27 protein-coding genes and 2 pseudogenes are annotated in these 25,729 nt (G+C 72.1%); 14 read left to right on the top strand and 15 right to left on the bottom strand.

Going from position 1 to position 25,729, the window contains the following annotated elements:
- Positions 1-6 precede the first annotated feature (6 nt).
- The 4 genes from ACQP2F_RS13660 to ACQP2F_RS13645 all read right to left on the bottom strand — a co-directional run bounded on the left by ACQP2F_RS13660 (position 7) and on the right by ACQP2F_RS13645 (position 3,117).
- Entirely contained in the window at positions 7-651 is a 645-nt protein-coding gene (locus tag ACQP2F_RS13660) for a RibD family protein (protein ID WP_433307478.1), read from the bottom strand.
- 578 nt (positions 652-1,229) lie between these two features.
- Positions 1,230-1,904: a response regulator transcription factor gene (locus ACQP2F_RS13655; RefSeq protein ID WP_433304011.1), complete on the bottom strand. Its 675-nt coding sequence runs from the start codon at positions 1,902-1,904 to the stop codon at positions 1,230-1,232.
- Positions 1,901-2,809, bottom strand: a complete 909-nt coding sequence (locus tag ACQP2F_RS13650; protein ID WP_433304008.1) for a sensor histidine kinase — start codon at positions 2,807-2,809, stop codon at positions 1,901-1,903. Before ACQP2F_RS13650 ends, ACQP2F_RS13655 begins: the two co-directional genes overlap by 4 nt.
- Complete coding sequence (locus ACQP2F_RS13645) at positions 2,806-3,117, bottom strand: hypothetical protein (protein WP_433307477.1); 312 nt, start codon at positions 3,115-3,117, stop codon at positions 2,806-2,808. Before ACQP2F_RS13645 ends, ACQP2F_RS13650 begins: the two co-directional genes overlap by 4 nt.
- A 517-nt stretch (positions 3,118-3,634) precedes the next feature.
- On the opposite strand from ACQP2F_RS13645, the pseudogene ACQP2F_RS13640 reads away from it, so the two are divergent.
- The 3 genes and pseudogenes from ACQP2F_RS13640 to ACQP2F_RS13630 all read left to right on the top strand — a co-directional run.
- Positions 3,635-3,815, top strand: a pseudogene (locus ACQP2F_RS13640) (Tn3 family transposase); the annotation flags it as partial.
- A gap of 250 nt (positions 3,816-4,065) precedes the next feature.
- Positions 4,066-4,422, top strand: a complete 357-nt coding sequence (locus tag ACQP2F_RS13635) for a hypothetical protein (protein ID WP_433304006.1) — start codon at positions 4,066-4,068, stop codon at positions 4,420-4,422.
- Positions 4,423-4,484: 62 nt separating this feature from the next.
- The gene (locus tag ACQP2F_RS13630) at positions 4,485-5,228 is read left to right on the top strand and encodes an IS5 family transposase (RefSeq protein ID WP_433304005.1); all 744 of its coding nucleotides are present in this window, start codon (positions 4,485-4,487) and stop codon (positions 5,226-5,228) included.
- On the opposite strand, the gene ACQP2F_RS13625 is transcribed toward ACQP2F_RS13630, so the two are convergent.
- Positions 5,225-5,347 (bottom strand): hypothetical protein, encoded by a 123-nt coding sequence (locus ACQP2F_RS13625; protein WP_433304003.1) that lies wholly within the window; start codon positions 5,345-5,347, stop codon positions 5,225-5,227. The genes ACQP2F_RS13630 and ACQP2F_RS13625 overlap by 4 nt on opposite strands.
- A gap of 130 nt (positions 5,348-5,477) precedes the next feature.
- Here ACQP2F_RS13625 and ACQP2F_RS13620 point away from each other — a divergent pair.
- Positions 5,478-5,667 (top strand): annotated as a pseudogene (locus ACQP2F_RS13620) (IS5/IS1182 family transposase); the annotation flags it as partial.
- A gap of 342 nt (positions 5,668-6,009) precedes the next feature.
- On the opposite strand, the gene ACQP2F_RS13615 reads toward ACQP2F_RS13620, so the two are convergent.
- Both ACQP2F_RS13615 and ACQP2F_RS13610 read right to left on the bottom strand, forming a co-directional pair.
- On the bottom strand, positions 6,010-6,258 hold the full coding sequence (locus ACQP2F_RS13615; protein ID WP_433304002.1) for a hypothetical protein: 249 nt from the start codon (positions 6,256-6,258) through the stop codon (positions 6,010-6,012).
- 150 nt (positions 6,259-6,408) lie between these two features.
- Positions 6,409-7,176 carry a hypothetical protein gene (locus ACQP2F_RS13610; protein WP_433304000.1) on the bottom strand — a complete coding sequence of 256 codons (768 nt, stop codon included), beginning with the start codon at positions 7,174-7,176 and terminating at the stop codon, positions 6,409-6,411.
- A gap of 147 nt (positions 7,177-7,323) precedes the next feature.
- Between ACQP2F_RS13610 and ACQP2F_RS13605 the strand changes: the two genes are divergently transcribed.
- Together ACQP2F_RS13605 and ACQP2F_RS13600 are read left to right on the top strand one after the other, a co-directional pair.
- The gene (locus ACQP2F_RS13605; protein ID WP_433303998.1) at positions 7,324-8,013 is read left to right on the top strand and encodes a hypothetical protein; all 690 of its coding nucleotides are present in this window, start codon (positions 7,324-7,326) and stop codon (positions 8,011-8,013) included.
- An 89-nt stretch (positions 8,014-8,102) separates the two neighbouring features.
- Positions 8,103-8,999 carry a phosphotransferase family protein gene (locus tag ACQP2F_RS13600; RefSeq protein ID WP_433303996.1) on the top strand — a complete coding sequence of 299 codons (897 nt, stop codon included), beginning with the start codon at positions 8,103-8,105 and terminating at the stop codon, positions 8,997-8,999.
- On the opposite strand, the gene ACQP2F_RS13595 is transcribed toward ACQP2F_RS13600, so the two are convergent.
- Complete coding sequence (locus ACQP2F_RS13595) at positions 8,968-9,990, bottom strand: ATP-dependent DNA ligase (RefSeq protein WP_433303995.1); 1,023 nt, start codon at positions 9,988-9,990, stop codon at positions 8,968-8,970. The genes ACQP2F_RS13600 and ACQP2F_RS13595 overlap by 32 nt on opposite strands.
- 197 nt (positions 9,991-10,187) lie before the next feature.
- On the opposite strand from ACQP2F_RS13595, the gene ACQP2F_RS13590 reads away from it, so the two are divergent.
- Both ACQP2F_RS13590 and ACQP2F_RS13585 read left to right on the top strand, forming a co-directional pair.
- Positions 10,188-10,577 (top strand): hypothetical protein, encoded by a 390-nt coding sequence (locus ACQP2F_RS13590; protein ID WP_433303993.1) that lies wholly within the window; start codon positions 10,188-10,190, stop codon positions 10,575-10,577.
- Between the two features lie 75 nt (positions 10,578-10,652).
- Positions 10,653-11,150 (top strand): FAD-dependent oxidoreductase, encoded by a 498-nt coding sequence (locus ACQP2F_RS13585; protein ID WP_433303992.1) that lies wholly within the window; start codon positions 10,653-10,655, stop codon positions 11,148-11,150.
- 45 nt (positions 11,151-11,195) lie between these two features.
- On the opposite strand, the gene ACQP2F_RS13580 is transcribed toward ACQP2F_RS13585, so the two are convergent.
- From ACQP2F_RS13580 to ACQP2F_RS13570, 3 genes are read right to left on the bottom strand one after another with little or no spacing between them, the layout of a single operon-like run.
- Complete coding sequence (locus ACQP2F_RS13580; RefSeq protein ID WP_433303990.1) at positions 11,196-12,299, bottom strand: hypothetical protein; 1,104 nt, start codon at positions 12,297-12,299, stop codon at positions 11,196-11,198.
- Positions 12,296-13,402 (bottom strand): LuxR C-terminal-related transcriptional regulator, encoded by a 1,107-nt coding sequence (locus ACQP2F_RS13575; RefSeq protein ID WP_433303987.1) that lies wholly within the window; start codon positions 13,400-13,402, stop codon positions 12,296-12,298. Before ACQP2F_RS13575 ends, ACQP2F_RS13580 begins: the two co-directional genes overlap by 4 nt.
- The gene (locus ACQP2F_RS13570; RefSeq protein ID WP_433303985.1) at positions 13,399-13,644 is read right to left on the bottom strand and encodes a helix-turn-helix domain-containing protein; all 246 of its coding nucleotides are present in this window, start codon (positions 13,642-13,644) and stop codon (positions 13,399-13,401) included. Before ACQP2F_RS13570 ends, ACQP2F_RS13575 begins: the two co-directional genes overlap by 4 nt.
- 181 nt (positions 13,645-13,825) lie before the next feature.
- On the opposite strand from ACQP2F_RS13570, the gene ACQP2F_RS13565 reads away from it, so the two are divergent.
- The 3 genes from ACQP2F_RS13565 to ACQP2F_RS13555 are packed head-to-tail and all read left to right on the top strand — an operon-like array spanning position 13,826 to position 16,826.
- Positions 13,826-14,320, top strand: coding sequence for a PilW family protein (locus tag ACQP2F_RS13565; protein ID WP_433303982.1), 495 nt, complete (start codon positions 13,826-13,828; stop codon positions 14,318-14,320).
- Positions 14,317-14,955, top strand: a complete 639-nt coding sequence (locus ACQP2F_RS13560; protein WP_433303980.1) for a PulJ/GspJ family protein — start codon at positions 14,317-14,319, stop codon at positions 14,953-14,955. Before ACQP2F_RS13565 ends, ACQP2F_RS13560 begins: the two co-directional genes overlap by 4 nt.
- A gap of 14 nt (positions 14,956-14,969) precedes the next feature.
- Positions 14,970-16,826 carry a ricin-type beta-trefoil lectin domain protein gene (locus ACQP2F_RS13555; protein ID WP_433303978.1) on the top strand — a complete coding sequence of 619 codons (1,857 nt, stop codon included), beginning with the start codon at positions 14,970-14,972 and terminating at the stop codon, positions 16,824-16,826.
- A 67-nt stretch (positions 16,827-16,893) separates the two neighbouring features.
- Here ACQP2F_RS13555 and ACQP2F_RS13550 read toward each other — a convergent pair whose 3' ends face one another.
- Positions 16,894-17,577: a hypothetical protein gene (locus ACQP2F_RS13550; RefSeq protein ID WP_433303976.1), complete on the bottom strand. Its 684-nt coding sequence runs from the start codon at positions 17,575-17,577 to the stop codon at positions 16,894-16,896.
- A 244-nt stretch (positions 17,578-17,821) separates the two neighbouring features.
- On the opposite strand from ACQP2F_RS13550, the gene ACQP2F_RS13545 reads away from it, so the two are divergent.
- A complete protein-coding gene (locus tag ACQP2F_RS13545; RefSeq protein WP_433303974.1) occupies positions 17,822-18,637 on the top strand; it encodes a CPBP family intramembrane glutamic endopeptidase in 816 nt (271 codons plus the stop codon).
- An 81-nt stretch (positions 18,638-18,718) separates the two neighbouring features.
- On the opposite strand, the gene ACQP2F_RS13540 is transcribed toward ACQP2F_RS13545, so the two are convergent.
- Entirely contained in the window at positions 18,719-20,416 is a 1,698-nt protein-coding gene (locus ACQP2F_RS13540; RefSeq protein ID WP_433303973.1) for an alpha/beta hydrolase, read from the bottom strand.
- Positions 20,413-21,579, bottom strand: coding sequence for a serine hydrolase domain-containing protein (locus tag ACQP2F_RS13535; RefSeq protein ID WP_433303971.1), 1,167 nt, complete (start codon positions 21,577-21,579; stop codon positions 20,413-20,415). The genes ACQP2F_RS13540 and ACQP2F_RS13535 overlap by 4 nt, the downstream gene beginning before the upstream one ends.
- Before the next feature lie 144 nt (positions 21,580-21,723).
- Here ACQP2F_RS13535 and ACQP2F_RS13530 point away from each other — a divergent pair, with 144 nt between their 5' ends.
- Both ACQP2F_RS13530 and ACQP2F_RS13525 read left to right on the top strand, forming a co-directional pair.
- Positions 21,724-23,424 carry a histidine kinase gene (locus tag ACQP2F_RS13530; RefSeq protein WP_433303969.1) on the top strand — a complete coding sequence of 567 codons (1,701 nt, stop codon included), beginning with the start codon at positions 21,724-21,726 and terminating at the stop codon, positions 23,422-23,424.
- A complete protein-coding gene (locus tag ACQP2F_RS13525; RefSeq protein ID WP_433303967.1) occupies positions 23,415-24,059 on the top strand; it encodes a response regulator in 645 nt (214 codons plus the stop codon). Before ACQP2F_RS13530 ends, ACQP2F_RS13525 begins: the two co-directional genes overlap by 10 nt.
- 12 nt (positions 24,060-24,071) lie before the next feature.
- Here ACQP2F_RS13525 and ACQP2F_RS13520 read toward each other — a convergent pair whose 3' ends face one another.
- Positions 24,072-25,721 (bottom strand): peptidase, encoded by a 1,650-nt coding sequence (locus ACQP2F_RS13520; RefSeq protein ID WP_433303964.1) that lies wholly within the window; start codon positions 25,719-25,721, stop codon positions 24,072-24,074.
- Between the last annotated feature and the right edge of the window lie 8 nt (positions 25,722-25,729).

Below are 25,729 nucleotides of genomic sequence, written 5' to 3'. Positions count from 1 at the left end.
CCCCGTTCACACCGGTGCCGGCTTGGCCCGGTACCGGATGAAAACGATATCCCCGATCGCCCTGACCTCTTCAAGGTTCATGCGATGGGTCACGTCCTGGGGGAACTGGCCTGAGCCCACGAAGCGCGGCGCGGTGGAGTCGCCGACGAAGAACGGCGCCATGGCGAGGTGGATCTCGTCGGCGAGGTTCTGGGTGAGGAACTGGGTGTGAATGGTGCCGCCGCCTTCGACCATGAGCCGGCGAATGCCACGTTCGCCCAGGTCGTCGAGCACGGTGGGCAGGTCGACCGGGTCGCCGCCGTCGATGACGGTGGCCAGGCCCTCCAGCTCGGTGCGGGTCTTGTCGACTGCCGGCGTCGCGCAGTAGACGAGCTTCTCCCCGCCGGTGTGGAAGAACTTGTAGTCGGCGTCCAGGCCGCTCCCGGTGATGGTGACCTTGGCGGGATAGGGCGGCAGACCACGGGTCACCCGCTCGGCCCGGCGCTGCTCCGAGTTCACCAACAGGCGCGGGTTGTCGCGACGGATGGTGGCCGCCCCGATCAGGATGGCGTCGGACTCCGCCCGTACCTGGTCGACACGGTCGAAATCCTCGGCGTTGCTGAGCAACAGGCGCTGCGGGGTCGAGTCGTCAAGATATCCGTCGACGGACATGGCCCAGCTGAGCAGGACGTAAGGACGAGTCACCGGTCAGTTCTCCTCTTCCGCGGTCACACCAGGATTGGTGCGATGCTGCGCCGCACGTAGGTCGTCCAGGAATGCCGCCGCCGTGGGCAGCCGCCGCCACGCATGCAGGGCGCCCGCCAAGGGCCGCAGCTCGGCCAGAATCCGCCCGGAGCCGGTACGTCGGGCGATTGCCCCCGGCCAGGCTGAGCATCCGTCGTCCATGCGCGCTTGGGTCGGGATTCCCCGACCTGCGCGGTTGTTGGGTAGACGCTCGGCTCTTGCCAGCAGAGAGTGCCCGACTGATCCCTACGAGCGGGGTGCGGACTTCGCGTTTCATCGAGCTGTGCCGTCTACCCCGCGGAATAGGCGGTCTTGAGCCCGACGTGACGGCAACCCGGCACCGCAGCAGACCATCCCTCTTCCACGCAGGGTGACTACCTACAGTACGCGCGCGGATAGACAGCGCGGCGAAAGACTCACCGAGCGCGCTTTGTCTGCGGCAGATCCGTACGGCCCTCCGCGGCCGCGGGGCTGCGGGCGGGCCCGGCTGTGCGTGGATCGGGCTATCACGCGAGGAGACCGAGCGCCACGGCGGCAGCGACGGCGGCGGTGCGGTCGCGCACGCCCAGCTTGGCGAACACGTTGTTCAGGTGGGTCTTGACGGTCGGCACGGAGACGCCGAGCCGGGCAGCGATCTGCGCGTTGCGGTGTCCTTCGGCGACGAGCCGAAGGACCTCGACCTCGCGGCTGCTGAGTGCTGCCCGTGGCTCACGGTCCGGGCCTTGGGCTGTGGTGAGGAGCGCCCGTTGCGCCGAACCGGGCAGGACCGGGTGCCCGGCGTGGACGAAGCGGATCGCGTCCGCGACCTCCTGAGGGGTGGAGTCCTTGCCGACGACCCCGAGGGCGCCGGCGTGCAGGGCCGGCATGACGGACGCGTCGTGCAAGTAGGTCGTCAGGACCAGGACCGCGGCGTGGGGGTGTGCGGCTCGCAGGCGTCGGGTCGTCTCCGCCCCGTCCCACCCGGGCATCCGCAGGTCGACCAGGACGACGTCCGGTGCGGTGGCCGCCACGACCGTGAGGGCTTGGGATCCGTCTGCCGCGGTCCCGACAACCTCGATTCCGGGCAGCCGGTCCAGCAGCAGCGCGAATGCCTCACGGACCAGGGTCTGGTCGTCGACCAGGACCACGCGCAGTGGTGCGGTTGCAGGTCGGCCGCCGGCGTCACCAGTTGTCATGCTCATGCCGCCCGGATGCTACCGGTGGGGACGGTCAACTCCACGCGCCATCCCTTCCCGGGGCGGCCGTCGGCAGGCAAGGGACCGGCAGACAGCTGTCCACCGGCCAGGGCGGCCCGCTCGCGCAGGCCCTGCAGCCCGGTCCCGGCACCAGGTGGCAGGTCCGACGTCGCCACGGCCTGCCTGAGCTGTGACTCCACCACCAGTCGCAGCCGGGCGCCGCAGTCGACGAGTTGGATCCGCACGTCTGAGCCCGGGGCGTGCCGTGCGGCGTTCGTGAGGGCTTCACGGAGCGCCGCGAGGACGGCGACCCATGCCGCCCCGGCCAGCGGCGGCAACCGCGAAGGCAGGTCGAGCGCGGCGGGACGCCCGGTCACGGCCTCCCAGCTCGCGACCGTGTCCCGCACCAACGCCAGGTCAGGTACGGTCCCGGCGAGCACGCAGACGACGTCGCGCGCCTCGGCCAGGGCGCGACCGGTGAGCTCAACGCTGTGCCGTACCCGGGCGCCGGCCGCATCGAGGTCGCCGTCTTCGAGGGCCGCCTCAGCGGTGCGCAGCACCAGCAACTGCCCGGTGAGCAGGTGCGTGAGCCCGTCGTGCAGGTCCCTAGCGATCCGCTCGCGCTCCGCGGCCGCCGCCGCCTGCTCAGCGGCGCCGCGCAGGGCCCGCTCCGCGTCGAGCAACTGCTCCGCCCTGCGCCGATCCTGCAGGAGGCGTCGCGCGAGGAGCACGACGAGCAGCACACACGCGGCGGCCAGCGGGCGGGCAGCCTCGGCCCCGCCGGCGACGGCGGCAAGGATCCATAGCAGGACGCCGACCGCCACCGCTGCCACGAACGCCGGCCGCCGCAGCGGCAGCAGTGCGGCAACGGCGGCGAGCCCGCAACCGGCAAGCTCGATGGAGTGGCTCACCGACGAAGTGTGTCCTGCAGGATCCGGGCGACGCGCACCGGTCCGCCGTCCGGCGCCTCCCGCGCGTCGCGGGTATCCCGTGGCTGAGCCACGCGCGCGCCGCTGCCGGGCACGGGGCAGGTCTTCGGCCGGCGCAGTAGCCACACACCACGCGCCGTACCCAACAGCCACACACCGGTGACGACAGCGCCCGCGAGCACCACATGGTCACGCAGCAGGGCACCGGCGGCCGTGCCGCCCAGCACCGCGGTCAACGCCGCGAGCGTCAACGGCAAGTGGCAGGGACAGGCGGCAAACGATCCGATCATCCATGCCACGCCACGACGCCCGCCGTCGCGAGCGGTACTCACGAACGCCGCCGGCGCATCACCAGAACGGTGACGCCTGCAGCCAGAACGGCCGCGGCACCGAGACAATAAAGGATCATAATGGTCTCCTACGAGGGGGTCGGGTCGATACGTCAAGACTGGCCTCCCGCGCCCCTGCACCACCATCATCCGCCGGATGGCCGCCGGCGATCACTCCTCCACCCCCGGGTGGAGGACCATGCCATCCGGGGATGAGACCGGCCGCTCCACGGCTCTCACGCATTGCTGCCCCCACCGGGAGGGTCGACAAAGTCCGACTCTGCGTGACCTGGGTAGTAGCCCTGATCAGGTGCGCGCTCATCGGAAGATCCGTGCACTGCTCGAGCTCGCCTTCCATCCGCGCTGCCGTGACGCAGGGTGATCGGCCATAGATGTTCCGCTGGAAGGCGAGTGACTCCTGCCTGGGTCACTTGAGCATGCTCGCCCGGGCGATCTTTCCCAAGCTCTTGACTGTGTCCACATAAAGTCGGTGATCGGGTTCGGCCTGACCAGGCTGTTGGGCTTCGACCTGCTGCCGAGGATCAAGCGGATCAACCACCTGCGCCTGTATCCGGCGAGCGCCGGCTGGCGCGAGGCCTACCCGGAGCTGGCGCCGGCGATGGTGAACCGGGCGATCGACTGGGACCTGATCGCCAACGCCCACTCGCCCATCCGGAACTGGATCCGGGTGTGCTCGCGCATCAGCTTGCGGCACTCGGTCACGATCTCGTCGTACCGGGCCTGCGTCACGTTCCCGATCATGGCTGGCATCAGGCACCGCCTAAGGGGCCGCCCGCAGCGCGGCGAAGAACTCGCCGTCAGCAACTACGGTCGATACCAGTCAGGCTGAGCTGCAGGTCAGCAAGGTCGCATTCCCCTGTAAGCGGTCATTCGTCCGAACGACCCGCTGTGGGTGACCTGCTGCGCCACGCCCTGGTCCGGCACTGCGGCGAGCAGTACAACGTCGACAGAGGCCGATCCAGACCGGCCACCCACTCGGCGCCGCACTGCGGACACGCCACCCGATGGTCCTGCCTCGCTGCGGTGATCCGGGCCCGGCTGCGTCGGACCGTACGCCAATGCCGGGCCCGGCACGCCGGCGAGCAGAACACCATCGACATCCGAGCCGCCGCAGGCAACCGGTCACCGCAGACCGGGCACCGCCGCGGCGGCTTCTGCGCCGGGCTACTGGCGCCGGTCGGCTGCGGGACCAGCGACAGCCAGCCCCGGGCACCGCTCTTCGCCCCGCTCATCCCGCGAGCGTAGAACCGACCCTAAATCGATCTTGGAGTAGCGAGACAGGCTCTTACGGTGCTGGCTCGTGACGGATGAACACCACGATCACGGTCCTGCCCCGGCGGCGCCGCTACCCGTCGGACACCACCGACACCGAGTGGGAGATCCTCGCCCCGCTGCTGCCGGTCCCGGCTTGCACCACCCCGACCGGTGGGCATCCCGAGGCGCACCCGCGCCAGGAGATCGTGGACGCGATCCGCTACGTGGTCGACAACGGATGCAAGTGGCGAGCCCTGCCGTCGGACTTCCCGCCTTGGAAGACCGTCTACGGGTTCTTCGCCCGCTGGGCCAAGAACGGCGTGCTCGAGTACGTCCGCTATCAGCTGCGCCGGCAGATCCGCGTCACCGCCGGCCGGTGCGCCCGCCCGGTCACCGCCATCATCGACTCGCAGAGCGTCAAGGCCGCGGAGACCGTCAGCCGGGACACGCGCGGATTCGACGGCGCGAAGCTGATCAACGGCCGCAAGCGGCACCTGATCGTGGACATCCAGGGCCTGCTCATGACGGTCAAGGTGGCCGCGGCGGACGTCACCGACCGCGACGCCGCCCGGAAGATGCTGCCTGAGCTGCGCGAGCGGAACCCGGAGTACCTGATGTGGGCCGACAACGGCTACACCGGCCTGGCGGACTGGGCCCGCAACGACCTTGATCTCACCTTCGAGGTGGTGAAAAAGCCACCGAATCAGGTCGGCTTCAAGGTGCTGCCGCGCCGCTGGACTGTGGAACGGTCACTCTCCTGGCTGATGCGCGCTGAGCCGTCGTCGCTCGCGGCCTAAAAGTCCATCTCGTCCAGGTCCTCGCTGAATTGCTCGCCCATCTGGTTCGCCGTCACCACGTGCAGGCACAACCGGGCCAGCAACGGGCTCGGCCACGCGCGTAGCTCACGCAGCAGCACCCCCTACCCCGGAGATCCTGACCTGCGGGCGTTCGTTCACCCGTCACAGTGACGGCAATACGAACGCCGCCAGCCCGAACGATCATCCCGAAAATCACGCTACCTGCGGAAACAGGTTGAGAGACAGCCACTAACCAGCAACGACGTGATGACCTTCACCGACAAGGCCAATCAAGGCGCCCGCGGCAGCATCCGCACCCCGTTCACACGCCACCGCTACCAGCCGAAACTGTCCCGCCGCCAGAAAGCCGTCAACCACGCCCGCACCCGCGCCCGCGGCGAACGCGCCAACACCCACCCACAAGACCTGGAAAGTCCTCGTCAACATGCCCGCGAAGCTGGCACGCTGGGCCCGGTTACTGTCCAGCGGCCACGGCCGCAGAACCAATGAGGCAGACGCACTCTCGGTCGGCATCGCCGCATTGACCGCTATCTTTCGGAACAACACCGTCATCGACGAAGCTCCCGCTGCCCTGCCGGCAGCGACCGAGCACCGCGACGACTTGAGTTGCACCCGCGCCCAGACCGTCAACCGCCTGCACGTTTGCTGGCCCAGCTCATCCCGTCCGGTCTGCCGCGCAAACTGACCCTGAGGCCTCGGCTGCCGCGCTACGCGCCATCCGGCCCCGCACGCTGCTGGTCGGTAATGCGGCCGGCCCCGGTCAGCCCTCTTGCTGTTTGCGCAGGGCAGCGGCGGTCTCGCCGCGTTGCCGTCCGGCCGCCTGGTCGGCGTCGTTCATGGCCTTGCCCTTCCGGTGGTCCACGATCTCGCTGGCGTCCTGCCGGGCTTCCTTCATGGCGCGAAACTGATCGAGGCGCTGCTGCATCTCAGGCGACGCCTTGAGTTCCCGGGCGGGCCCCTCGAGCCCCTGCAGCGACGGCTCCTCGGGACGGTTGGGGTTGTCCGGCATGTCGATCTCCTAGCGGACTAGCGCGCGGCGCGGCGGAATGGAGTGCCTCGAGTCAACCAAGCGATGCGTTGCGTTGGGAAGATACGTACGTCCTGTATGCCCTACTTGTAGTCCATCGAGGAGATCTCCGAACCGATCTGCGAGACGGCGTCAATCCGGTAGACGTATGCCGAAACCGTGCATGGTCGGGGCGGCAACGCAGAGCAACGCCAGCAGCGCCGAAGCCAGCACGCTCATGACCGCCGCCTGCCGAGCGCCCGAATCGCGCAACGTTCCCGCCGCCACGACGCCGGCGCCCCACGGCAGCGACCACCACAGCGCGAACTGGCCGGCGGCGGCGAAACTCGTGTAGTTCCAGTGGGCGCACAACAGAACCGGCACCAGGACGGCGACCACCGGGCCGCCGATAACGCTCGCGGCGACCTGCGCCGTCCGCGGTCGCTGCGGCCGGCCGCGACCGGCGCGGTACAGCAGCACGCTGACCACCACCGCCACAGCCGCCACCGCGCCCATGAAGACGGCCACCGTGGAACCGGCGGCCGCGCGGTGCCGGCTCGCTCCGTCCGCCCCGGCGAAGTTCCACCAGTCCCGGTGTGCGACCACCGCGATCCCGGCCACCTGCGATGCCGCCAGCGCGGCCACCACCGCCGAAACCCGGGCCGCGGCCACCTGGCAAGCGCCGGCCATCCCGGCAACAGCGATCACCGCGATCAACAGCGGCAACATCGGCGGGTACGGCGTGAGCTGCGCCGGCCCGAGCCGGGTGCCGTCGCCGGCTGCCGGGTAATCGCTCCAGCTCGCCGGCGCCGCGAGAAGCGCCGCGACCACGCCGGCCAGCAGGGCGAGCACACCGCCCCACACCCGGGCCGCCGATGCCGGCCGCACCGCGCGCGGCGACAGTCCCAGACGAAGATCCACGACGAGACCAACGACCCGCCCGGCGTACGAGACGTGGCGTAGGGCCGGCCGCTTACCGGCGTCCGGTCCTATCGCTGCCCCTCGGGACGGCCGGTGCGCGGGGCCTGTCGAGTTGATCGTGCATGGGGCCGGCCGCATGCTGTGCCGATGGCATCAACGACAACGGCCCGGCGCGGCGAGGCTCGATTGCCCTCCGCTCTGGTGGTGGCCGTGGCGATCGGCCTCTACGCGCTGCTGCCCGAGCAACTGGTGCTCGGCCCCCGGCTGGTCATCCCCGTCCTCGAGCTGGTGCTTCTCGGCGCGCTCGTCGCGGTGAACCCCCACCGGATGACGCGCGACAACCGGTGGGTGCGGGCCGCCGCTCTGACCTTGGTCGGGTTGATTGCGGTCGCGAACACCGCCGCGCTGGTGCTGCTGGTACGGCAGTTGGTCACGACCGGCCACTCCCACGCCGTGGAGCTGCTGATCGCGGCCGGGCAGGTCTGGCTGACCAACGTGATCGCGTTCGGGCTGGCGTACTGGGAGCTCGACCGCGGCGGACCGGTCGCCCGGACCCACCTGCCCCGGGGCCAACTCGCGAGGGCCGACTTCCGTTTCCCGCAGGACGAGGACCACGACACCATCGACGAAGTCCGGGCCGGCTCGAGCAAGGTCAGCGACTGGGTACCCGCCATCGTCGACTACCTGTACGTGTCCCTGAGCAACTCATCCGCCTTCAGCCCCACCGACACCATGCCACTGACCACCCGCGCGAAGATCCTCATGGGCATCGAAGCCACCTCGGCCCTGGCCATATCCGTGCTGGTGATCGCGAAAGGAGTCGGCAGCCTCAACTAGCGCCGGTGACCGCGATCGCTGCCGCGGCTGGTCGTGCCGATGGCCGGGTCCGAGCTGGTCTCCGTCCTTCCGGGGGAGAAGATGTCAACGTGGCGGGATGGATCAATCCGGACCAGGTGGCCGCGCACGTCGCCCGGAGCGTGCTCGGCGGCGCGACCGCGCCGGAGCCGCTGGCCGCGGGGGCGTGGTCCACGGCGTACGCGTTGACGGTCGCCGGCCGGCCGATGGTGCTGCGGGTCAGCCGGCACGGCGGGGACTTCGCGAAGGACGAGGCCGTCGGCGCGGTCGTGGGCGACCGGCTGCCGGTGCCGGCGGTGGTAGCCCGGGGCGAGAGCGGCGGGTGGGCGTACGCCGTCTCGGAGCGGTTGACCGGCACGCCGCTCGATGATCTCGAGGCCGCCGCGCTGGACGCCGTGCTGCCCGACCTGTTCGACGTCATGGACGCGATCGGCCGCATCGAGGTCGGCGGTCGCGGCTACGGCATCTGGGACCAGTCCCGGACGGCGCCCTACCGCTCCTGGCCCGAATACCTGCTCTCGGTCGAGCACGACACGCCGCGGGTGCCCGGCTGGCGGGCCGCCCTGGCCGCCTCGGACGTCGGTCTGGAACCGTTCGACCGGGGCCTGGCCACGCTGCGCCGGCTGGCGCCCGGGCTGCCGGACGAGCGCCGCATGATCCACGACGACCTGCTCCAGCGGAACGTGCTGACCGCCGGCGACCGGATCTCCGGCGTCCTGGACTGGGGCAGCGCCTGCTTCGGCGACCCGCTCTACGACGCCGCCTGGCTGCTCTACTGCTGGGGCTGGTACCCGCAGTGGGCGGCGGTCGACATCGAGGCGGCGATCGGGCGGCGCTGGAACCCGGACCCGGCGGCGCTGCGCGCGTATCGGATCCACATCGGTTTGGGCTCGATCGGCTACTGCGCCTCTCGCGACCGCTGGGACGACGTGGCGCTCAACGCCGAGTGGCTGCTCGCGCTGGCGTGACGGCGTCAACCTCCCACCGCGCGACATCCGCCGGTCTCAGGTCGGCCCGCACGCGCCGGTGGCGGACCGGGTGGCGCCAGCGGCCGTTCTCGAAGGCCTGATCGACCTCGACCTCGGCGACCACGTCCGGGCGCACCGGCACGTACGGCAACGGCTCGGCCCGGTCGAACCGGCCCAGCCACGCCGCCGGCAACGGCTGCGGCCACGGATGCCGGCCGCCCGGCGCGACCGCTTTCGCGTGCTGCGCGATCTCCTGCCGCTGCGGCGCGGTGAGCGGCGTGGTGGACCCGACGTAGCGCAGCCGGCCGTGCCGGTCGCGCCGCCCGAGCAGCAGCGCCGTGGGGTGGCCGAGGTCGCCGGCCACCCCGCCGACGATCGCCTCGACGGTGTCCCTGACCTTGTACTTCCACCAGCCCGTACGCCGGTACCGGCCGGCCCGGTCCTTGACCACGAGCCCCTCGCATCCCAGCGGCACGTACGCGTCCAGCCACAGCAGGGCCTCGTCACGGTCGCCGGTCTGCGGGCACACCGGCAGCGCCGCCGGCGCGCCCGCCAGCAGCTCCTCCAGCCGCGGGCGGCGCTGTGCCAGCGGCAGGTCACGCAGGTCGCCGGATTCGTCATGGAGCAGGTCGAACGCCACGAACGTCGCCGGCCGCGCGGCCACCTCCCGGCGCAGGCCGCGGCCCGCCGTCACCCGCCGGTGCAACGCCGCGAACGAGGTGCGCCCGGCCCGCTGGTCGAAGAAGATCAGCTCACCGTCGAGGACGGTGCCGGCCGGCAGCTCCGACAGGTGCGCCACCACGTCGGGAAAGTACGGCGCCAGCGGCTTCGACGAGCGGGACTGCAGGAACACGCCGCCGGCCCGGACGAACGCGGCCGCCCGCCATCCGTCCCACTTCGGCTCGTAGGCGCACCCGCCCCGGCACATCCGCGGCAGCGGCAACTCCGGCACGCCGGCGGCGCGCATCAGCTCGACTGGTGGTCGCAGCACATCGCCCCCGCTCGCCCACGACGAGCCGACGGTAAGCACCACCGAATCGCCCGCATGCCGGAACGCGGAGATCACCCCCGAACGAGGCCGTCCCCTTGCGGGAAACCGCAACCGCCTGTCCATCACCGGATTCCGATGTTTGGATCTGCGTGCCTCACGGGGCTGATCGACTATCGATGGGGGAATCCTTGAAACGAATGTCCAGGCGGTTGGCGGCGGCCGTCGTCGCCGCGTCCACCATGGCTCTCGCGCTGTTCGTGAACCCGGCGCCGGCGCTGGCCACCAGCGCGTGGGGGTGCAACTACCCGTACGCGTGCGTCTACTCGGGACCGATGGACGCCAGCGGGATCGTCGGGCGCTTCCGGGATGTGACGAGCGACTGGCAGCGGCTCGCGAACCCGAGGTTCGGCGACCTGTCGATCGTCAACACGCGTAACGACGATGTCGTCTACTTCCTGTATGCGCACGTGGGCTGGCCCCAGCAGACCGGCTGCGTCCTGCCGAACCAGAACATCGGGTGGTACGGAACGCTCTATGCCATCCGGATCGACTCGGACAACTTCTGCCAGGGTCTCAACCCGGCCTGAGCGCGCGACCGCGGGAGGGCACACCCCGGCCCGGGGTGTGCCCTCCCGGCGTGGCGGATGTGGTATCCCGGACCCATGCCGGAGGCGACCGTGATCGGCGCCGGCGTCGGCGGCCTGGCCGCGGCGCTGGCCCTGCAGCAGCGAGGCTGGGAGGTGCGGCTGTTCGAGCGCGCGGCCGCCCTGGAGAACGCCGGCGCCGGGTTGGCCGTGCAGCCCAACGCGCTGCGAGTGCTCGCCCGGCTCGGGGTGGCCGGCCGGCTGCGCGAGATGGCCGCGCTGCAGGGCGCCGCCGGGATCCGGAAGCCCTCGTGCCGCTCGGCGACGGCCGCCTCTACTGCTATGCCACCGCTCCGGCGCCGGCCGGCGGTTCCGCGCCGGACGAGAAGGCGTTGCTGCTGCGGTTGTTCGGCGGCTGGCACGCGCGGATCCCCGGGTCGCCCGGCTGGCCGGCCTGGCCGGCCCGGCGCCACCGCCCTGCGCGACGCGGCGATGTCGCTGGCCGGCCGGCTCGGGCCCGGCCTGGTGCTCAAGCAGACCGATCCGGTCCTGCGCTGGGAGCCGCCGGACCATTAAGAACGGGCAGCGCCTCGTTGCGCTGCCCGTCCTCCCCCGTTGCGATCAAAGACAGGAGGCGCAGACGCCCGGCGGCTCGTCCGGGTCCGGCACCGGGATGTTGCTGACCAGCGGCTTGCTCACCCGCGGGTCGGTCGGGCTGATCGGCACGAGGCGATAGCGGTCCGGCTGCGGCTTGGTGACGCGCCAGCATTCGTCGTGTACGCCGTAGAGCGCCCCGGCGCGCTCGCGGATGCCCGAGGTGACGCACAGCGCGACGGTGTTCTCGTTGACCTGGGCGGCCTTCTCCAGCGGGTTCTGCGCCATGTCCCACACCGGCATGACGATGCCCCGGTCCGGCCAGTACCGGACGACCCGCAGGTAGGGCTGCGAGTACTCGTCGCACGACCCGGCGTCGACCGCCATCCACACGTCGAAGCCGTTGACGTTGAGATCCGACGGCCCGGCGAACGTGTCGGAGACCGAGAGGAAATGACAATCCGGCTCGTACGGGTAAAGCGGCATGGTCGGCCCGCTGATCGGGGTGTCCCAGGTGTTGGTGCGCTCCCCGCGGGGCCGGGTGATGAACGGCGAGACCAGGCAGTCGGACGTGCAGGTCGGCCCGGTCGCCGGCGCGCCGGTCGGATAGGTGCTCAGCGGCGCGGTGACCAGCGCGTCGGTCAGCGGCACCGAGGGGAAGCTGGTGACCAGATGGTCGTCGCCGGAGCGCTGGGGCCGCACGCACACCGCGTTGCGGGCCCGCACCTCGGCACCCTGCTGGGTCAGCCCGGTGCTGACGCAGAGGGCGGCGACGTCCGGCTCGATCCGGCCGAACCGGGAGAACGCCGTGGTGCCCGACGACGAGGCCAGCCAGGGCGTGCTCATCGAGGCGACGGTGACCCCGTCGCGTACGTGATATTGGGTGATCGCCAGCGCCGCGGCGCCGCTGCCCGCGCGGCACGGCCGCGACCGGCCGCGCAAGGTCGCGTCGAACCACGGTTGCCAGAAGACGGAGTCCGGGCGGTACACCCCGCGGGCGCTGTCCAGGGTGACCGTGGCACAGCCCTGCGGGTACGGCCAGAGGGGCGTGGCGGCGGCGACCGGAGTCGTGACCGCCACGGACGAGAGGGTCAGCGCCGTCAGCACGGCGGCGAGAAGACGTTTGATCATGAGGCCTGGTCCTGGTCGAAGGAACTGTCGGCGCCGGACGCACCCAGCAGGTGCGGCGGGCGGGCGGCACGCATGGCCCCGAGGGCGAGGCCGAGCTGGAACCTGTTCTCCACACCGAGCCGGTCCATGAGCCGGCGCAGGATGTTGGTGACCGACCGGGCGCTGATCCGCAGGCACGCGGCGGTCGTCGTGTCGGTGTGGCCGAGCGCGAGCAGATCCACGATCGCCTGCTCGCGGGCGGTCAGCAGGATCGGCATCACGGCGCCGACGCTCGGGTCGCGGCCCTGCTGCCAGTGCTTCTCGAAGAGCTCGGTGAGCGCCTGCACCACGTGCGGATGGCTGACCTCGAGGTAGCCGCGCTCGATCCGCTCCGGGTCGGCCGGCAGCAGCGCCACCGCCCGGTCCAGGACGATCAGCTTGAACGGCACCTCGAGCGACTCCCGCACCTGGTAGGCGGGGTGGTACGGCTCCGGCGGGGTCAGCGCGTCGCAGTCGGCCGGCGGCACCCCGAGCACCCGCATGCGGGTGGCCTGGGCGATCAGCCGGCGGTCGAAGGCGGCCCCGGTCCGCGCCGACTCGGCGTCGAAGGCCTGTTCCGGGTTGATCGTGAGAGTCTCGCGCCGCCCGGGCAGCAGCTCGCCGTACCGCACCCGGGCCAGTTCCCGGCTCGGCAGGTACCGCAGCTGGTCGGTGAGCAGCCCGCCGAACGCCGGCGTCGACAGCGGCAGCGCGAGCGACCCCAGCCGCGCCCGCAGGCCGGCGACGACCCAGCGGTGCGACTCGGCCACGGCACGCTGGTCGACCAGGCGCATCCGGCGGCGGCGCAGCGAGGCGATCACCAGGTCGGGGGCGAGAGCGGACCATTGACGCGTACGGCGTGGATCGCTCTCGTCGCAGCCCACCGCGACCGCGCCGGAGACCTCGAGCTCGGCCAGCGCGTCGGCGATGCGCCGCGCCGGCATCGACAGCTCCACGCCGAGCGCGCGCCGCGTGTGCGGCCCGAACGTGACAAGCGTGCGGTAGACCAGATCGGCGTCGGGCGACGCGCCCCACCGCACCAGCGACGGCACCGCCGTGCCGATTCGCAGCGCCGCAATCGTCATGATCGGAGATCCCCCGGTCTCGCCTCGGCGCCGTCCCGCGCCGCTCCTTCCCGGAGCAGTCCCAAAGCCAACCCGAGCTGGAAGCGATTGTCGACCCCGAGACGATCCATCAGGGCGCGCAGCAGGTACGTCACCGACCGCGGGCTGATACCGAGGTGCTCGGCCGCCTCCTGGTCGGTGTGTCCCTGCGAGAGGAGCGAGACGAGCTCCCGTTCGCGCTCCGAGAGGATGATCCTCGGCAACCTTTCCTCCACCATGGACAGCCTCCGGGTCGTTGTGGTGCGACCGCACTCAATCACACCGTCCGGGCGCCGGCCCAGGCAAACAACCGGCAATCGGGCGGGATTGCGGTATCCCGCAAGATCGGCATGAGACCCGTACCACTCCCCTAAAGTTTGTGGCGCGAGAGCCGATGGGGGCTTCGTGAGGTGGGCCCCCGACCCGGACCGGCCCGCCGCCGAGGGCGGCGGGCACCTCCGCGATGCCGGTTTCACGCTGGTGGAGCTCATGGTCGCCCTGTCCGTCACGGCGCTCGTCGGCACCTTCGCGCTCTCCGCCCAGCTGGCCAACAGCCGGGCCACCCGCACCGAGGCCAACCGGCAGGTCGCCGCCCAGGTGCTGGCCCGCGAGCTCGACAAGGCCCGGGGGCTCGGCGGCACGGTGGCGGCGACCGACCTGGCCGGCACCGACACCCAGCAGGTCAACGCGCTCGAGCTGCAGGTGACCCGTACCGTCGACACCTGTTTTCAGATCGTCGGCGCCGGCGGCACGACCAGCTGCACCACGGCCGCGGCCCAGCCCGCCGGCTCGGCCGAGATGGAACACGTGACGATCACCGTGGCGTGGCAGGAGGGCGCGCAGACCTTCTCGCAGAGCGGCGACATCCTGATCAACGCCGACCCGGTGTTCCCGTCGTGACCCGCGACATCGACGACCCCCGCGAGGCCGGCGTCACCCTGATCGAGACCGTGGTCGTGATGACCATCCTGTCGTTCCTCACCGCGATCGTCACCACCGGCATCGTCGGCGTGCTCCGGCAGCAGCGGGCCTCGGTCGCCTTCACCGACGCGCAGACCCAGGCCGCCCGGGCGCTGCAACGGCTGGACGCCGAGATCCGCTACGCCGGCGACATCCGGCTGCTCTCCGGCGCGACCGCCAAGCCGATGCTGCCCGACCCGTCCGTGGTCTGGGTCGCGGTCGATCCGGACAGCAGCACCAGCACGCTGCGCTGCGTCGCGATCTCGCTGAAGAACGGCGCCCTGCAGCGGCGGCAGTGGGCGACCAGCCCGGCCGGCGGCGCGATCGCCGCGGCCGCCCCGCTCACCCTCGTGCCCGGGGTCTCGGCGGTCAGCGGGCAGCCGCCGTTCGTGGTCGACGACGGTCTCAAGACCATCACCGGCGACGGCGACCCGGTCATCGTGCGCGGCGCCGAGTCCGTCGACGTCAACCTGCAGGTCTCGTCGTCCGGCTCGGCCGGGCGCGCGCTGCTGCAGCACTTCACGGCGTTGAACTCGCTCCAGGGCGGCTATTCGGTGAGCGGACAGTGTTTCTGAGACAGGAGAGCTTCGTGAGGCGTTGGGCGGCCCGGTGGCACCGGACGGACCAGAGCGGTTCGATGCCGCTCGCCATCCTGCTCACGCTGGTGGTGACGACGGCCAGCACGGTGGCCCTGCCGGTCGTGATCAGCCAGGTGACCAGCACGCGGATCACCGTGCGCAGCGGCGACGCGCTGCAGGCGGCCCAGGACGGCCTGGAGGCGGCGGTGGCCGCCGTGCGCGTCGCGGTCGCCGACAACTCGTACGCCGAGCTGCCCTGCGGGCCGATCACCCGGGCCGCCACCGTGGCGACCGGCGCCGGCTACTCGGCGAGCCTCACCTACTACGGCGGCGACCCCAGCACCGCCACCAGCACCGGCATCACCTGCGCCAACGTGACCGCCTCGAAGCCGTCCTTCGTCCGGATCACGTCGACCGGCACCCCGCGCACCTCGACGAAGGGCGAGGGCCGACGGACCCTGCGCGGTGACCTGGAGATCCGGTTCGCGGTCGTCACCACCGCACCGGCCACCACCGTCGCCCCCACGACCACGACCGCGACGATCAGCCTCGCCCCGACCCCGAGCGCGACCTGGGGCCCGCAGTACGACGACCTGGTCAACCCCCGCCCGATCCTGGCCTACACCACGACCCGCGACGACAAGAAGTGCCTCGACCCGGGCTCCGCCAAGCCGGCCGCCGGCACCGTGGTGACCCTGCAGACCTGCACCGCCGACAACGTGCAGGACAACAACTTCCAGCAGAACTGGTACTACCAGTCGAACCTGACCCTCTCCACCGTCTCCGGCATCCTCAGCGGCAACCCGATGTGCCTCGACGCGGGCCTCGTGCCGGCGCCGGGCGCCAAGGTCACGATGCAGCCGTGCGTCACCCCGATCGTGCCGCCCAACCAGCGCTGGTACTACAACAACTACGGCAACTACGAGCTGGCCGCGGCCACCGGCACCGGTTACAAGCTGAGCGGCATGTGCCTCAACGTGCAGACCGCGGGCAGCGTCGGATCGCCGATCGTGCTCGGGACCGGCGCCAAGTGCCGCAGCGCGACGCCGAACTCCACCCAGACGTTCAGCACCTACACCAAGATCGGCCCGGGCGAGGCGGGCAGCAGGACGAACGACTGCACCAAGGACGCGGGCTATCCGTGCATCGAGACCCAGCTGGTCAACAACGGCATGCCGTCGCGCTGCATCGACCAGTACACGACCTTCATGGCCAACCTGGAGTGCGCGCAGGACCCGGACCTGGACAACGTCAAGTGGACCCAGCTCTACCGGCTGCCCCAGTGGGCCGACGGCACGACCGGAGTGAACGGGCCGATCGTCGCGGTCGACGCGAAGAAGCAGACATACTGCCTGACCACGGCGACGACCTGGCCGACGCTCACCACCTGCAACCCGAAGAGCCCGACCGCGGCCCAGAAGTGGACGATCTACCGGCGTACCGGCAACGACTTCACGCAATATCGCATCATCGACGCGAACGGGAAGTGCCTGACCCACCCGAACGGCACGTCGAGCACGGGCACCAGCGCCCAGTTCTACTGGAACCAGGCCTCGTACCACTGGAAGCTGATCGTCGACACCTGCGTCAACACCAACACCTCGAACACCGCCGACGTCTTCAACCAGGCCTCGGTGCTGCGCCGGCAGAAGTGGAACGCGCCGATGCTGCTCTCCAACAAGACGCCGACCGCGACCACCGCACCGGCGACCGTCGCCCCGACCACCGCGGCGCCGACGGTGACCACGCAGCCGCCGGCCACGCCGTCGCCGACCCCGTCGCCGAGCTCGTCGGCGGTGGACGCCACGCCCCTGGACGGCACGACGCTCCCGCTGAGGAACGTCGTCGAGATCAAACCGACCCCGTAGGCCGGGGCCCCGCCGCGCTCGGCGCGCCGACCGGTCTCGTCCACGCGGCCCGCGCGCCGGGCCGCGGTCACGGTCGCGGCTCGACCGACACCGTGCCGACCTCGGAGCGCACCTCGATGCGGTGCGCCGAGGCGGGGTCGTGGGTCACGTGCACGGTGCCGCCGCCGACTCCGGCGCGGACGTCGACGGCGTAGGTCTCGGTGCGCGGGACCCGCAGCTCGACGGCGCCCATGCCGGTGGTGGCGCGGACCAGTCCCGGCGCCTCGGCGAACTCCAGCGACGTCGCGCCGGCCTCGGTCCGTACGGTCACCTCGTCGCTGGTCAGAGCCCGGCCCTCGACCGCGCCGGCCTGGGTGCTGACGTGCATCGTCCCGGCCAGGCCGTCGACGTCGACCGCGCCCGCCTGCGCGGTGATCTCCACCGACGTCGGGGCCGGCACCCGGATGCGGTAGCGGACCTCGCAGCGGGCGTCGTCGTCGGCGCAGCCGGACTCGGTGAGCCGCAAGGTGGCCCCGTCCACCCGATGTGCCGTGGCCGGCTTGCCCTTGGCGTAGCGGTACTCCTCGGTGACGGTCACCGGACCGTTCCCGGTGGTGATCCGGACACCGGCGGCGCGCGCGCCGATTTCCAGCGCGGTGACCGGCTCGTCGATCTGGTAGTCGACCTTCTCGCTGGTGGTGGCGCCGCCCGCGCAGGCGGCGGGCAGCAGGAGGCCGAGGGCGGTCAGCGTCGCCACGATGCGTTTCGGCATGGGACTCACCTGTCTCGTCTCGGGAGGTGGTGGATACGCGTCCCACGCTCGCAGCCGGTGACGGTGGCGGTAAGGCGGCGCCCTGGCCGATCGGGGGGCCGGTTTTCTGGCGTACGGGCGGCGGGGTCCCGTACACCAGAAAACCGGCCGCCGGGTTCGCCAGCGGACCGGCTTACCGGGTGCGGCCGGCGCTGCCAGCGTGAGGGATGTCGGATCAACCGCCTGCCTCGCGAGGAGCGTCGTCATGAAGACCCGGGTCATCCAGGACGTACCGCAACACCGTGACACCAGGACAAGGACCCGGACGGGGCTCGCCGGCTGGATTGCACGGCACCGGCTGACCAGCTTCTTCGTGCTCGCGTACGTGCTCGCCTGGTGGTCCTGGCCGCTGTATCGGATGGACGTGTGGCCGCGGCAGGCGTTCAACGCCGTCGGGGCGCTGCTGGCCGCGCTGATCGTCATCGCCGTCGCGGACGGCCGGCCGGGTTTCCGCGACCTCGGCCGGCGGATGATCCGGTGGCGGGTGCCCTGGTACTTCTACGCCTTCGCGCTGCTGCTGCCGGTGATGCTGCGCTTCGGGGTGTCGGCGCTCAACCCCGCGCCCGACCCCGAGTGGGCCGGGCTCGCCTGGGGCAGTTTCGCGCTGACGTTCCTGGTGCGCCTGGTCAACCCGCTGGACGGGCCGATGGCCGAGGAGCCGGCGTGGCGCGGTTTCGCGGTGCCCCGCCTGCAGGGCGACCTGTCCCCGCTGGCCTCCGCCGCCGTACTCGGCATGCTGGTCGCCCTGTGGCATCTGCCGCTGCTCGGCGACATCGGCCCGGCCGGGTTGATCGCCACGTTCGTCATCACCTTCGTGTACGTCTGGCTGTTCAACCGCACCGGCGGGAGCGTGCTGCTGGTGCTGCTGTTCCACAATGCGCAGGGCTTCCTGACGATGACCGACCTCGGCTACCGCGGCGCGGACCTGTCCCGCCAGGAGTGGTACGAATGCGCGGCGTGGGCGGTGGTCGCGCTGGTCCTGATCGTCGCCGACCGCGACGCTTGGAGCCGGCCGAGATGAGGCGTGTGGTCCACTCGACGTCGGCGCCGCGCGCGAGGACGGGCCACCGGCCCGATCGGCAGGTGGCCCGCTTCGACGGCCTCAGCGCGGAGCGTCGAGCAGCGCCCTCAGCCGCACGGTGTCGTTCGTTGTCCAGCCCGGGGGTGCGGCCAGCGCCGCCCAGCCGTCGGCGACGCCGGAGCCGTAGACGTGACCGTGCCCGGCCGGGACGTCGATCGCGATGACCTGGTCGACCGCGGTCTGCCAGAACGTCACCAGCGGGTACCAGTGCATGTCCGGTGACACGTCGGGGCCGCGGGGATCGTCGAGCCACTGCGGACGCTCGAACAACAGGGCGGGAGTCCACCAGACGATCGGGTCGGAGGAGTTCTGCAGGTACACCACGGCGGGCGGGGTGCCCCGCCTGGTCCGCAGGTCGGCCGGCTGCCGGGCGAACTCCACCGCCCGGGCCGGGTAGGACGCCGAGAAGGCCGGGTTCCAGACCGGGCTGCCGGCGTCGCGGCCGGCTACCAGACTCTGCCGGATCGGGTTGGCGAACGGCGGTCCCACCAGCAGGACACCGTCGGCGCCGCTGGTCAGGCCGGCCGGATCGGCGAACGCGGTCTCGGTGCCGAACGAGCCGAGGCTCTCGCCGAACAGCAGCAGCTCCGGCCGGTTCGCCGCCGGCATCGCCGCCCAGCGGGCGTGCACGGCGCCGATCAGGGCGGCCGCCGACTCCGACACCTTCGACCGGTCGGCCAGGAACGAGATCCAGCTCGGCAGGTACGAGTACTGCATGGACACCAGGGCGGTGTCGCCGCCGTACATGTACTCCAGTGAGTCGGTCACGTTGCGGTCCACCCAGCCGGTCCCGGTCGGCGTGACGACGCCGACCACGGCCCGGTCGAAGGCCCCGGTGCGGTCCATCTCCTGGACCACCAGGCGGGCGCGCGCCCCGGCCGACGCCGCCGAGTCGAGGCCGGCGTAGAGGCGGATCGGCTCCCGCGCCGGCCGGCCGGCGAACGCGGTCAGCTGGGCCACGGTCGGGCCGGTGCCGACGAACTCGCGGCCCTGCCGGCCGAGCGTGCGCCACGGCGCGGCCGACGCGGGACTGCCCGAGCGCAGCGCCGAGCCGGGCATGTGGACGCCCTCCGGCGTGCCGCCGTTGGTCAGCGATGCGGTCCGGTCGGCCACCGTGAGCAGGTTGTCGAGCAGGAACCCGTTGACGAACCCGATGCTGAGGTACGCGACGACGGTGAACCCGGCCGCGTAGGCGATCGGCCTCGGCACCCACCGGCCGAGCAGCCGGGCGAGCAGCCGGGCGCCCAGCCGCAGCAGCCGCGCGATCAGCAGCAGGGCGGCGAACGTCAGCGCGCCGACGGCCACGATCCGCACGATGTCGTACGTCGCCATCCGCTCCATGTCGAGCCGTGCCCGCAGCTCCTGCTGCCATTTCGTGCCCAGCGCCAGCATCAGCAGGCCGGCGATCGGGGCCGCGATCAGCAGCACCCGCCAGGCGATCCGGGTTGCTCGCGGGTAGGTACGCCGCCACACCAGGCGGACCAGCGCGCCCAGGCCGGCGCCCACGCCGTACCCGATGGCGGCGGTCAGCCCGCTCACGATGCCCTGCAGATACCAGGCCCGGGGCAGCAGCGACGGGGTGAGCGAGGCGCAGGAGAACAGCACGGCGGCCACCGATCCGGCGAGGCCGAGCGGGGCCCGCACCACCCGGCCGGTGCGGCTCGGGCGGCGCGGGGGCGCCGGCGGCGGGACGGTGCCGGCGATGGTGGTCATCGTCATCGCCCGCAGAAGGCCCGGACGAGCAGGGCGTTGTACGCGGCGCCCGCGGCCGGGCTCAGGGACGGCCCGTCCTTGTTGACCATCAGGACGGTCTCGTCGCCGGTGTCGGCGCTGATCCAGGTGTAGACGAGGTAGCCGGGCGCGTCGCCGCTGTGTCCCCAGGCCACACCGCACGGCGTCCACCGCTGGACGCCCAGGCCGGACCGGCTGGGCAGGTCGCTGTCGGTCACCGGGATCGTCGTCTTCAGCTGGAGCATCAGGGCCGGTCCCAGCAGCCGGCCGCCGAACAACGCGCGGTAGAAGGCCGCGGAGTCGTCGACCGTCGAGGTCAGCCCGCCCGCCGCCCACGAGAACGGATACAGGCCGGTGACGTCGAGGTCGCCGGTCGGGCCCGGGATCGTGGTGTAGCCGTGCGCGTGCCGTCCACCGATCGCCGAGGTGGTCGGCAGCTCGGTCCCGCGCAGGCCGAGCGGGCGCAGGATCCGGCTCCGCAGCTCGTGGTCGAAGCTGTGCCCGGTGACGGCCTCCACCACGTACGCGGCCAGGATGAAGTTGGTGTCGGAGTACTCGAAGCGGGCGCCGGCCGGGAACGACGGCTCGTGCTCGAAGGCGATCTCCAGCAGTTGCGCCGGCAGCCACACGTGCCCGAGATCGCCGGCCAGGTACGGCTCGAGCACGCGGGGGTCGTTGTTGAAGTTGAACAGTCCGCTGTTGTTCTGCAGCAGATGCCGGACGGTCACCCCGTGGCCGTAGCCGTGCGGTATCACCCCGGGCAGCAGGCGGTCGACCGGATCGTCGAGGCCGAGCCGATGCTCCTGCACCAGTTGCAGCACCAGGACCGCGGTGTAGGACTTCATCTGGCTGGCCGCCCGGAACCGGTCGGCCGGGCGCATCGGCTCGGGGGCCGTGACCTCCGCGTATCCGGCGGCCAGCCGGACGGTGCGGCCGTGGTGGCGGTCGAGCAGGATCGCGCCGGGCGTGCCGGCCGCGACCAGGTCGTCGAGCGCGGACCGGAGCCCGGCGTCGTGCCCGCCCGCGGCGGCGGGGCCCGCTGAACCGGCGGCGGGGCCCGCTGAACCGGCGGCGGGGGCGGCGAAACCGGCCGCGAGCGTCACCGCCAGGGCGGCGGCCGTGAACATGGTGCGGGTGGCGACTGCGGACATGGGAACCTCCTTGGAGTTTTCCTCACGCTCGCAGCCCGGGACGGCGGCGGTAAGGCGGTGCGCTGGCCGATCGGATGGCCGGTTTTCTGGTGTCCAAGGTGCCCGGTGGGGGCGTAGCGTCGACGCCGACGCCGGGGGTGACCCATGCTCCGCCCGACCAACGCGACACTGACCGTCCTCGGCGCCGTGCTCGCCACGGCGCTGGGCGGCATCCTGCTGCTCGGGGTCCGAGGCGAGGTCGAACCGGTCCACCTGCTGACGATCTGCTGGCTGGTCCTGGCGTACTCGGTGAGCGGCCTGGTCGCCTGGCGGTGCCGTCCCCGCAACCGGTTCGGCCCGCTGATGGTGCTCACCGGCTTCGCCGCCCTGGCCGGCAGCCTGATCTGGGCGCCCGAGGACACCGTGCTGCACACCGTCGGCCAGGCGCTCGACGTGGTGCCGCTGGTGCTGATCGTGCACGTCTTCGTGACCTACCCGACCGGCCGGCTGCACGGCCGGGCCGAGAAACTGATCATCGGTACCGGGTACGCGGCGGCCCTCGGTGGCCAGCTGGCGGCGATGGCGCTGGGCGGTCTCGCCCCGCACCGGATCACGGTCGCCGACCGCCCGGAGGCCGCGCTGCTGGTGTACCGCGTCGAGCTCGTGGTGGTCAGCGCGGTCGCGCTGGCCGGCGTCGGCCTGCTCACCGTCCGCCGGCGCGGTCACGGCCGCCCGCTGCGCCGCTCGCTCACGCTGCTGGTCGACTCGTTCGCGGTGGGCCTGGTGACGATCGCCGTGCTGCTGGTGGTCGGGGTGTTCGGCGGCCCGGCGTTCCCGGTGGTCCAGCGGATCAGCCTGTTCCTGCTCGGCGTCGCCCCGGTCGCGTTCCTGGCCGGGCTGCTGGAGGCCCGGCTGGCCCGCACCGCGGTCGGCGAGCTGGTGGTGGCTTTGCGCGGCGACCCGGCCGACCTGCGCACCCCGCTGGCGGCGGCACTGCGCGACCCGTCGCTGTCGCTGCTGTACTGGCTGCCGCCGTTCGGCACCTGGGCCGACCAGGACGGCCGCGCGGTCGACCTGCCGGCCGATCCCGAGCGGGTCACCGTGATCGACGAGGACGGCGAGCCGATGGCCGCGCTGGTGCACGATCCGGCGCTGCGGGACGAGCCGGCGCTGCTCGACGCGGTCACCGCCGCGGCCGCGATCGCCCTGCGCAGCGGCCGGTTGCAGGCGCAGCTGCGGGCCAACGTGGAGGAGCTGCGCGGATCGCGGGCCCGGGTGCTGGAGGCCGGTCAGCGCGAACGGCAGCGGCTGGAACGCGACCTGCACGACGGGGCCCAGCAGCGGCTGGTCGCGTTGTCGCTGAACCTGGGCGTGCTGCAGAGCCGGCTGGGCGAGGATCCGGAGGCGAGGGCGCTGCTGGCCGAGGCCCGCTCGGAGATCGCGGTGTCGCTGGCCGAGCTGCGTGACCTGGCCCGCGGCCTGCATCCGGCGGTGGTGAGCGCGCACGGGCTGGCGGTGGCGGTCGAGTCGCTGGTGGCCCGGGCGCCGGTCCCGGTGCGGCTGCGGGTCGACCTGGACGGCCGGGTGCGCGAGGCGGTCGAGGTGGCCGCGTACTTCGTGGTGTGCGAGAGCCTCGCCAACGTCGGCAAGCACGCCCGGGCGTCGGCGGCCACGGTCGAGGTCACCCGGGCCGGCGACCAGATCGTGGTCGAGGTCGTCGACGACGGCGTCGGCGGCGCCGACACCGAGCGCGGCACCGGCCTGCGCGGGCTGGCCGACCGGGTCGAGGCGCTCGGCGGCCGGCTGCGGGTGTGGACGCCGCGCGGTGGCGGCACCCGGGTGCGGGCGGAGCTGCCATGCGGGTAGCGCTCGCCGAGGACAGCGTGCTGCTGCGGGAGGGCCTGGCCCGGTTGCTGACCGACGCCGGGTTCGAGGTGATCGCCCGCTGCGGGGACGCCGACCAGTTGCGGTCGCACCTCAAGGCCGACCGGGCCGACGTGGTGGTGCTCGACATCCGGCTGCCGCCGACCCACACCGACGAGGGCCTGCGGGCCGCGATCGAGCTGCGCGCCGCGTACCCGGAGATGGGTGTTCTGGTGTTGTCGCAGTACGTCGAGCTGGGGCTGGCGATGAAGCTGCTGGCCGACTCGGCGGACGGCGTCGGTTACCTGCTCAAGGACCGGATCAGCGACGTGCCGGAGTTTCTCGGCGCGGTCCGGCGGGTGGCGGCCGGCGGCTCGGCCATCGACCCGATCATCGTCTCCACCCTGCTGTCGCGCCGCCGCCGCGACGACCCGCTCGAACGGCTGACGCCGCGCGAGCGGGAGGTCCTGGAGCTGATGGCGGCGGGCAACTCCAACCAGGGCATCGCCGACCGGCTGGTGATCACGCTGCGGGCGGTGGAGAAGTACGTGTCCAGCATATTCGGCAAGCTGGGGCTGCCGGCGACCGGCAGCGAGAGCCGGCGGGTGCTCGCGGTGCTGCTGTTCCTGCGCGGCTGACCGGCAGGGCGGTCAGTCGCCCGGGGCCCGCAGGACGACCTTCCGGCGCCGGAAGACGAACGCGAGCACGATGCCGGCCGCCATCACCGCACCGCCGATGGCGGCGATCAGGGCGATCGGGGTGCCGGTGATCGGCAGGCCGCCGCCGCTGCCGCCCGAGCCTGGGTCGCCGGCGGAACCGCCGCCGGAACCGCCGGCCGCGGCGAACACGATGCGGGCCGTGTTGTCGGCCTTGTCGGTCTCGGTCGAGCCGACGCAGCAGGACTGGGCGAGGATCGTGCCGTCGCTGCCCGGCGTCGACTTGATCTTCAGCTTCAGCGTCTGGCCGATCCGGCCGAAGCCGGAGGCGACCGACGGGAACTCGCTCTCGAAGCTGCAGCGCAGTCGCGCCGACTCCGGCTTCTGCTCGTGCTCGGTGCCGTCGGTCCAGCACCACTCGGCGGGCAGCAGCACGGTGCCGGCCGGCGCGGTGATCAGCACCGACGGGCCACCGCCGTCGGACGGGCCCTGGTTGACGATCTCGTACTTCAGGTCGGCGGTCTGGCCCACCGTTCCGGTGACCGGCTGAGCGCTGACCCGCACGTCCAGCTGGTTGGGCTTGCTCCACCAGCGGAACTCGGCCCAGTTGTCGGACTCGTCGATCTCGCCCAGGGTCGCCTTCGCCTTGGCCGGCACCGACTTCGACGCCTTGGCCTTCTCTCCCAGCCGCTTCACCGCGGCCGCGAACGACGAGCCGGCCCCGGCCGCCTTCCGGGCGCCCTCGGCGAGCCGGGACTCGCCGGCGAGCTGGGCCGACAGGTGGCCGTAGTTCTCGTCGGGGCCGGGCATGTTCTTGCCGAACGTCACGGTGAACACCGACTCGCCGGTCGACGGGTCGAACAGCAGCAGGTCCTCGCCCGGCTCGAGGGCCGGCAGCGGGCAGACGACGTGGCCCGGCCCGTAGACGTAGTCACCGCCGGGGGCGTGCGGGTAGTAGCTCTCGTACGTGCAATCGCTGTACCGCTCGACGACGGTGGCGGAGGTCTGAAGGTCCAGCGTGATCGTGGCGCCGACCGCGGCGGTGTCGCCCTCGTTGCCGACCGCGGCGAGCAACGGCACCTCGTCGCCGGGCCCGACCGGATCGCCGGCGGTGTTCAGGTCGTCGGCGACCACGGCCAGGTCGGGACCGGAGGCGATCACGGTGACCGGGAAAGTCGTGCTGTCGTCGCCCGGGTTCGCGTCGTCCTCGGCGCCGTCGATCGACACCGTGACCTCGCCGGCCGGGCCGATCGGGGCGCCGGCGCGGCTGGCCAGGTCGAGGGCGTAGAGGTGCTGGGTGACCAGCGGGTCGATCCGCCCGATCCGGCAGGTGACCGTGGCCGCCTCGAGCGCGCACTGGTCGTTCGACTCGGGGACGGCGGCGGTCACCGCCTCGCTGAGCTTGCTCACGTCGAGCGTGAGGGTGACGGCCGTGGCCGGGACCTCGCCGTTGTTGTACAGGTAGACGCCGACCGTGGTGCCGCTGTTGTCGATCTCCGCGACCGGGTCGCGATCGAACGACACCGACAGGTCGGGAAGAGGATCGGCAGCGTGGGCGGCGGTCGGCGCGCCCAGCAACGCGCTGGTCGCCACCACGGCAATCCCGGTCCCGACACGCGCCCAGGCGGCGAAGGTGCGCTTCATCTAGATCT

This window comes from Actinoplanes sp. CA-030573 (genome assembly GCF_050951115.1).
Taxonomy (GTDB): Bacteria; Actinomycetota; Actinomycetes; order Mycobacteriales; family Micromonosporaceae; genus Actinoplanes.
The sequence above is the reverse complement of the archived record's forward strand: the minus strand, read 5'-3'. Positions and strand labels throughout refer to the sequence as shown.

Bases quoted from the DNA above. Each gene is read 5' to 3' on its own strand.
- ACQP2F_RS13660 (WP_433307478.1), bottom strand. From the start codon at position 651: ATGTCCGTCGACGGATATCTTGACGACTCGACCCCGCAGCGCCTGTTG.
- ACQP2F_RS13525 (WP_433303967.1), top strand. From the start codon at position 23,415: ATGCGGGTAGCGCTCGCCGAGGACAGCGTGCTGCTGCGGGAGGGCCTG.
- ACQP2F_RS13615 (WP_433304002.1), bottom strand. From the start codon at position 6,258: ATGCCGGACAACCCCAACCGTCCCGAGGAGCCGTCGCTGCAGGGGCTC.
- ACQP2F_RS13655 (WP_433304011.1), bottom strand. From the start codon at position 1,904: ATGAGCATGACAACTGGTGACGCCGGCGGCCGACCTGCAACCGCACCA.
- ACQP2F_RS13580 (WP_433303990.1), bottom strand. From the start codon at position 12,299: ATGATCAAACGTCTTCTCGCCGCCGTGCTGACGGCGCTGACCCTCTCG.
- ACQP2F_RS13605 (WP_433303998.1), top strand. From the start codon at position 7,324: ATGGCATCAACGACAACGGCCCGGCGCGGCGAGGCTCGATTGCCCTCC.
- ACQP2F_RS13540 (WP_433303973.1), bottom strand. From the start codon at position 20,416: ATGACGATGACCACCATCGCCGGCACCGTCCCGCCGCCGGCGCCCCCG.
- ACQP2F_RS13550 (WP_433303976.1), bottom strand. From the start codon at position 17,577: ATGCCGAAACGCATCGTGGCGACGCTGACCGCCCTCGGCCTCCTGCTG.
- ACQP2F_RS13535 (WP_433303971.1), bottom strand. From the start codon at position 21,579: ATGTCCGCAGTCGCCACCCGCACCATGTTCACGGCCGCCGCCCTGGCG.
- ACQP2F_RS13630 (WP_433304005.1), top strand. From the start codon at position 4,485: ATGAACACCACGATCACGGTCCTGCCCCGGCGGCGCCGCTACCCGTCG.
- ACQP2F_RS13520 (WP_433303964.1), bottom strand. From the start codon at position 25,721: ATGAAGCGCACCTTCGCCGCCTGGGCGCGTGTCGGGACCGGGATTGCC.
- ACQP2F_RS13585 (WP_433303992.1), top strand. From the start codon at position 10,653: ATGCCGGAGGCGACCGTGATCGGCGCCGGCGTCGGCGGCCTGGCCGCG.
- ACQP2F_RS13530 (WP_433303969.1), top strand. From the start codon at position 21,724: ATGCTCCGCCCGACCAACGCGACACTGACCGTCCTCGGCGCCGTGCTC.
- ACQP2F_RS13545 (WP_433303974.1), top strand. From the start codon at position 17,822: ATGAAGACCCGGGTCATCCAGGACGTACCGCAACACCGTGACACCAGG.
- ACQP2F_RS13645 (WP_433307477.1), bottom strand. From the start codon at position 3,117: ATGATCGGATCGTTTGCCGCCTGTCCCTGCCACTTGCCGTTGACGCTC.
- ACQP2F_RS13590 (WP_433303993.1), top strand. From the start codon at position 10,188: ATGTCCAGGCGGTTGGCGGCGGCCGTCGTCGCCGCGTCCACCATGGCT.
- ACQP2F_RS13575 (WP_433303987.1), bottom strand. From the start codon at position 13,402: ATGACGATTGCGGCGCTGCGAATCGGCACGGCGGTGCCGTCGCTGGTG.